Source organism: Mycobacterium sp. (assembly GCF_035499775.1).
Lineage (GTDB): Bacteria > Actinomycetota > Actinomycetes > Mycobacteriales > Mycobacteriaceae > Mycobacterium.
Window position 1 is genome coordinate 1 of record NZ_DATJYB010000185.1, and the last position, 5,491, is coordinate 5,491.

General features: G+C 67.1%; 4 protein-coding genes and 1 pseudogene. 3 read left to right on the forward strand and 2 right to left on the reverse strand.

From position 1 onward, the window contains the following. Together hisF and hisI are read left to right on the forward strand one after the other, a co-directional pair. Positions 1-587: imidazole glycerol phosphate synthase subunit HisF (gene hisF / locus VML93_RS12480; RefSeq protein WP_325610969.1), on the forward strand; the 587-nt coding region annotated here is incomplete at its 5' end. Further along, positions 584-931: a phosphoribosyl-AMP cyclohydrolase gene (hisI, locus tag VML93_RS12485; protein ID WP_325610971.1), complete on the forward strand. Its 348-nt coding sequence runs from the start codon at positions 584-586 to the stop codon at positions 929-931. The genes hisF and hisI, both read left to right, overlap by 4 nt. 27 nt (positions 932-958) lie before the next feature. On the opposite strand, the gene VML93_RS12490 is transcribed toward hisI, so the two are convergent. Continuing rightward, positions 959-2,518, reverse strand: a complete 1,560-nt coding sequence (locus VML93_RS12490) for a serine/threonine-protein kinase (protein ID WP_325610972.1) — start codon at positions 2,516-2,518, stop codon at positions 959-961. A 52-nt stretch (positions 2,519-2,570) separates the two neighbouring features. On the opposite strand from VML93_RS12490, the gene VML93_RS12495 reads away from it, so the two are divergent. Next, positions 2,571-3,662, forward strand: coding sequence for a calcium:proton antiporter (locus tag VML93_RS12495; protein ID WP_325610973.1), 1,092 nt, complete (start codon positions 2,571-2,573; stop codon positions 3,660-3,662). Positions 3,663-3,828: 166 nt separating this feature from the next. On the opposite strand, the pseudogene VML93_RS12500 reads toward VML93_RS12495, so the two are convergent. Then, positions 3,829-5,491, reverse strand: a pseudogene (locus VML93_RS12500) (cyclase); the annotation flags it as partial.

Genomic DNA, 5,491 nt, shown 5'->3' on the forward strand with positions numbered 1-5,491 from the left:
TGTTGGAGGTGGTGCGCCGCACGGCAGAACAGGTGTTCATCCCGCTGACGGTCGGTGGCGGGGTGCGTACCGTCTCCGACGTCGACGTGTTGCTGCGCGCCGGGGCCGACAAGGTGTCGGTCAACACCGCCGCCATCGCGCGCCCCGACCTGCTCGCGGAGATGGCGAACCAGTTCGGGTCTCAGTGCATCGTGTTATCCGTCGACGCCCGCACGGTGCCGCCCGAATCGGCGCCGACGCCGTCGGGCTGGGAGGTCACCACTCACGGGGGCCGTCGCGGCACCGGCATCGACGCGGTCGAGTGGGCGGCGCATGGCGCCGAACTCGGAGTGGGAGAGATCCTGCTGAACTCGATGGACGCCGACGGCACCAAAGCCGGATTCGACCTGCCGATGCTGCGGGCGGTGCGCGCCGCGGTCACGGTGCCGGTGATCGCCAGCGGCGGCGCCGGGGCGGTGCAACACTTCGCACCCGCGGTTGCCGCCGGTGCCGATGCGGTGTTGGCGGCCAGCGTCTTTCACTTCGGGGAGCTGACGATTGGGCAGGTGAAGGCGGCCATGGCCGCAGAAGGGATCACCGTGCGATGACGCTCGACCCGGACATCGCCGCGCGTCTGAAGCGCAACGCCGACGGGCTGTTCACCGCCGTCGTGCAGGAGCGCGGCAGCAGCGACGTGCTGATGGTGGCCTGGATGGACGACGCGGCACTGGCTCGCACCTTGGAAACCCGTGAGGCCACCTACTATTCGCGATCCCGCGGCGAACAATGGATCAAGGGCGCTACCTCCGGCCACACCCAGTACGTGCACTCGGTGCGCCTGGATTGCGACGGCGACACCGTGCTATTGACCGTCGACCAGGTCGGCGGCGCCTGTCACACCGGTGACCACAGCTGCTTCGACGCCGACGTGCTGTTGGCCCCAGAGGACTGAACGCGCACGTCGGCTTTTGCCCCCGCCTCAGACGTCCAATCCGTCAGCAGCGACGATCGCCGCGCGGGCCCACTGGCGATGGAAGACGGCCGGCCTGATTCGGTCGCGGCGAATGACCTCGAGATCGATGGGTTTTCCAGCCGTCACCGCGGGCGGGACCTGGAAATACCAGTACGCCGTTCCCTCGGTGGCGAAGACCAGTATGGCGTCGGTGTCACCGAAATCGTTGTAGCGCCGGGTATTTTCGACCCATTGGAAGGGTCTGAGGTCACCGAAGTTCCTGAGATATACCACCCACAGGCGGGTGCCGCGCTGTCGTAGCCGGGCCAGGGATGCCGCCACCCCGTCACGTTCGATGGGGCCCAGCACGTGCGATTCGTCGGTGATTTGGTCCTCCAGCCTGATGCCTGGCTTCGACGGCGGTGCGGCACCGCCGCTCGCCGGGGGCGCCGCAGACTCCGACGGGACGCTGCTGGTGTGTTGACCGGTGGCCCGGTGCTTGTCATGGCCGCCCAGGATCCATAGACCGACGCCCACGGTGACGACGACCAGAACGACGGCGACCAGCGCCGCGATCAAGCCTCCGGACCGGCGCCGACCGCCGCGTGTTTCGGCAGGGACCTGTGAGGGATCCTGCGGTGCCATGATCGTTCGCGTCGGTCCGGTGACGGCCCGTGTGGGTCCCGACACCGCGGACGCGGTGGTGACGTCGGACGCGGTGGCGACGTCCGACGCGGCGGTGACGGGGCTGCCGGCCAGCGCGGAGGCGAAGTCCGTACATGTCAGATAACGGTCTTGGGGGTTCTTGGCCATCGCCTTGGCGATCACCGGGTCGAGGTCTGTCAGTTCGGGGCGGCGGACACTGACCGGCGGCACTGGCGCCGACAAGTGGTGGGTGATGATCACCGCCGGATTCGAGTGCTCGAACGGGGCGCCGCCGGTCAACAGGTGAAACGCGGTACATCCCAGCGCATATTGGTCGGCACGCGCGTCGAGATCGGCGCCCTGGAGTTGTTCGGGTGCGCAGTACGCCGTGGTACCCATCGCCATGTTGGTCGCAGTCAGGCCGCTGATGTCACCCACCTCGCGCGCGATGCCGAAATCGGCGAGCAGGATGCGTCGTCGCGGGTTGGCATCACTGAGCAGGATGTTGGCCGGCTTGATGTCGCGATGCAGCAGTCCGCGCGCATGGGCGTGATCGAGCGCGTCGGCGACGGCCGAGATGATCTCGACGACCTCCGCCCTTGGCATGCCGGACGGATACTCGCTGCGCAGCAGCCGCGCGGCGTCGGTTCCCTCGACGTAGTCCATCGAGATCCACAGCTGTCCATCGTATTCGCCGCGGTCGTGGATGCCGACGATATGCTCGTGATATAGACTCGCAGCGAGGTCTGCCTCGCGGTTAAAGCGTTGGCGGAATTCGAGATTCGCAGTGAACTCCTTGGGCAGGACCTTGAGGGCGTCGCGGCGGGGGAGCCGCGGATGCTGCGCCAGATACACCTGCCCCATTCCGCCGGCTCCCAGCCTTCGGATGATGGTGTATTCGGCGAACACCTCACCTTCGCTGAGCCCATCGCTTTGCGGCATGTGAGCATGCTACTGAGCCCTGGCCCGAGGATGTCGACAAGAATGGCGGTCGATGTTGAAACGTGTGTCCTGGACTGTGGTGGTACCGCTGCTCGCCATCGTCGTCCTGGTAGTGACGTGGGGCGAGCACTTCGGGCCGGTGGCGGTGATCGTGGCGGCCATCTTGCTCGGTGGCGCGGTTCTGGCCGCGGTCAACCACGCCGAGGTGGTCGCGCACCGGGTCGGTGAGCCGTTCGGGTCCCTGGTGCTCGCCGTCGCGGTGACAACCATCGAAGTGGCGCTGATCGTGACGTTCATGGCGCACGGTGGCAACGAGGCGGCGACGCTGGCCAGGGACACCGCCTTTGCCGCCGTGATGATCACCACCAACGGGATCGCCGGTTTTTCACTGCTGCTCGGTTCCCACCGCTACGGCGTGACGTTGTTCAACGCACACGGCAGCGGCGCCGCGCTGGCCACCGTGACCACGTTGGCGACGCTGAGCCTGGTGCTGCCGACGTTCACCACCAGTCATGGCGGCCCGGAGTTCACGCCGGGCCAGCTTGCTTTCGCCGCGACCACCTCGCTGGTGCTCTATCTGCTGTTCGTGTTCACCCAGACCGTGCGGCACCGTGACTTCTTCCTGCCGGTCGCGCAGAAGGGTCAGAAGAGTCTTTTCGAGGATGAAAGCCATGCCGACCCGCCCAGCATCGCCAGGGCGCTGACGAGCCTGGTGCTGCTACTGGTCTCCCTGGTCGCGGTGGTGGGTTTGGCCGAGCAGGAGTCGCCGGCGATCTCGGATGCGGTGGCCGCGGCCGGGTTCCCGCAGTCATTCGTCGGCGTGGTGATCGCGGCGTTGGTGCTGCTGCCGGAGACGCTCGCGGCGGTGCGCGCGGCGCGGCAAGGCCGGATTCAGACCAGCCTCAACCTGGCCTACGGCTCAGCGATCGCGAGTATCGGGCTGACCATCCCGGCCATTGCGCTGGCTTCGATCTGGCTTCAAGGGCCGCTGGTGCTGGGGCTGGGTCCCATCCAGCTGGTGTTGCTGCTGGTTACCGTGGTGATCAGCGTGCTGACCGTGGTGCCCGGCCGGGCCACCCGGCTGCAGGGCGAGTTGCATGTGGTGCTGTTGACCGCCTACGTGTTCTTGGCGGCCAACCCCTGACATTGGGCGAGCAGATGCAAAAGCACCCATTTCGTGCCGAATGAGGTGCTTTTGCGTTCCCCCGCAAGCGGGAGGTGCCCCCAGCTCGGCCCCGGTATCGCCGATACGAAGTTTTGAGACGCTCGTATGTCGTCTATCTCGAGAGCCGTACCGCGCGACTGCCCCCTCATGGCATCGCCCCGGCGTATGCCAGATGCCCTTCGAGTCCCAGCGCCGTGGCCATCGCGCGGTAGCGATCCCGATAGTCGCGATAGGAGGCTTCATCCGAATGGGCGCGGGCCAATAGCGCGCGCAGCCGCAGCAGCCAGATGTCGCGGATAACCAGCCCGCCATCGGCTGGCGCGGCGGCTAACCGCTCGATCACGGCCTCAGCTGCGGCCACGTCACCCTCGGCCCCACGGTCCAGCAGTGTCTCCACCAGAACACCCGTCGCCGGAATGCCCCACGACAGCAGTTGCCCCTCGCGAACCAGTTGGTCCACGGCGGCGAACATGAGCGTTATGGCCCTGTCGTGATCTCCGCGCCGAGCCCGCTCACGTGCCAAGTACACGTTGATGAGCCGTAACTCGCTCAGGCTGTGTCCCCGACGCAGAATCAGGTCGCTGACCTCGTCCAGCAGCTTCCGTCCGCGGTCACGCTCGGCATCTGTGTGGCGATGCACCAGCGCAAGCCCCGGTATCGCCCGGGCGAAAACCACCGCCATATCATCACCGGAGCGTTCGGCAATCCGCTGCGCATCCTCGAGCTCGCGCATGGCCGCATCGTGGGCGGCCAGCGCGCCCAACGGTATTCCCGGGAAGTAGACATAGGCGACGACGATCGCGTAAGACAACGGGTCGGCGCTGCGGGCCATGGCCAGGCCGTGGCGCAGGTCGTCGCGCCATCCGGGACGCCCGAGGCAATACCGGCCAACAGCCCGCGTCGCGAGGGCGAGCGCTAACGGAGACCCGAACATGAAGTTGCCTTTCGATGGATCACCGTCGGCCAGGTCAATAACACTTTGCGACCACCGCAGCACGTGACCCCACTCGCCCTTGTGAGCCTTGGCGTAGATCACCGGGAAGGACAGCCCCACCGCCAGCGTCGGATCGTCGATCGACTCGATGAGGGCCCAGGCTTCCGATGCCAGCCGCGACGCCTCACGGATCCGGCCCCGAAACCCATGATCGATCACCAGCCCGGCCATGGCGATGGCCAGCGAAGACTTGTCTCCGGCGGCGGTGCACAACTCCCGCAATTCCTCAAAGCGGTCACCCGCCACGTCCACCTGGACTCGCCAGGCGATCCCGCACAACATGATGCGCGGCGCGATGCGCATCGCTGTGCGGTTGGGGTCCTGGTCGGGCAGTGCCTCGGCGATCGCTTGGGCGCGCTCCCAACTTTGTCGCGCCGCGGCGATGTCGCGGTAGGTCGCCCACGTGGCGGCGCGCATATGCCACTGATACGCGGCGTGCAGCTCACCGGCGGCCTGCAGGTGTTCGGCGATCAGCGCGGCATTTTCCTCCGCCGCGGCCGGGTCACGGGATTCGATGGCGGCCGCGACGCGCTGGTGCAGCTCGGCGCGATCGGATTTCAGCTGTGATTCGTAGGTCACCGCGCGGATCAGCGGGTGAAAGAAGGCGTATTCGGCGCTGGGGGTGAAGCGCACCTGATCGATCAGCTCTGCGCTTAGGAGCTCGTCGACGACGGCATCGCTGTCCAGCGCGGCCAGCAGCGCGGCGTCGAAGCGGGCCCCGATGACCGAGGCCGCGTTCAACGTTCGCCGGGCCGCGTTGCTGAGTCGGTCGATGCGCGCCGCGATGGCGGCCTGCACCGTGGCCGGCACGTTG

Coding starts and splice junctions, on each gene's coding strand:
- VML93_RS12495 (WP_325610973.1), top strand. CDS start 2,571: ATGTTGAAACGTGTGTCCTGGACTGTGGTGGTACCGCTGCTCGCCATC.
- VML93_RS12490 (WP_325610972.1), bottom strand. CDS start 2,518: ATGCCGCAAAGCGATGGGCTCAGCGAAGGTGAGGTGTTCGCCGAATAC.
- hisI (WP_325610971.1), top strand. CDS start 584: ATGACGCTCGACCCGGACATCGCCGCGCGTCTGAAGCGCAACGCCGAC.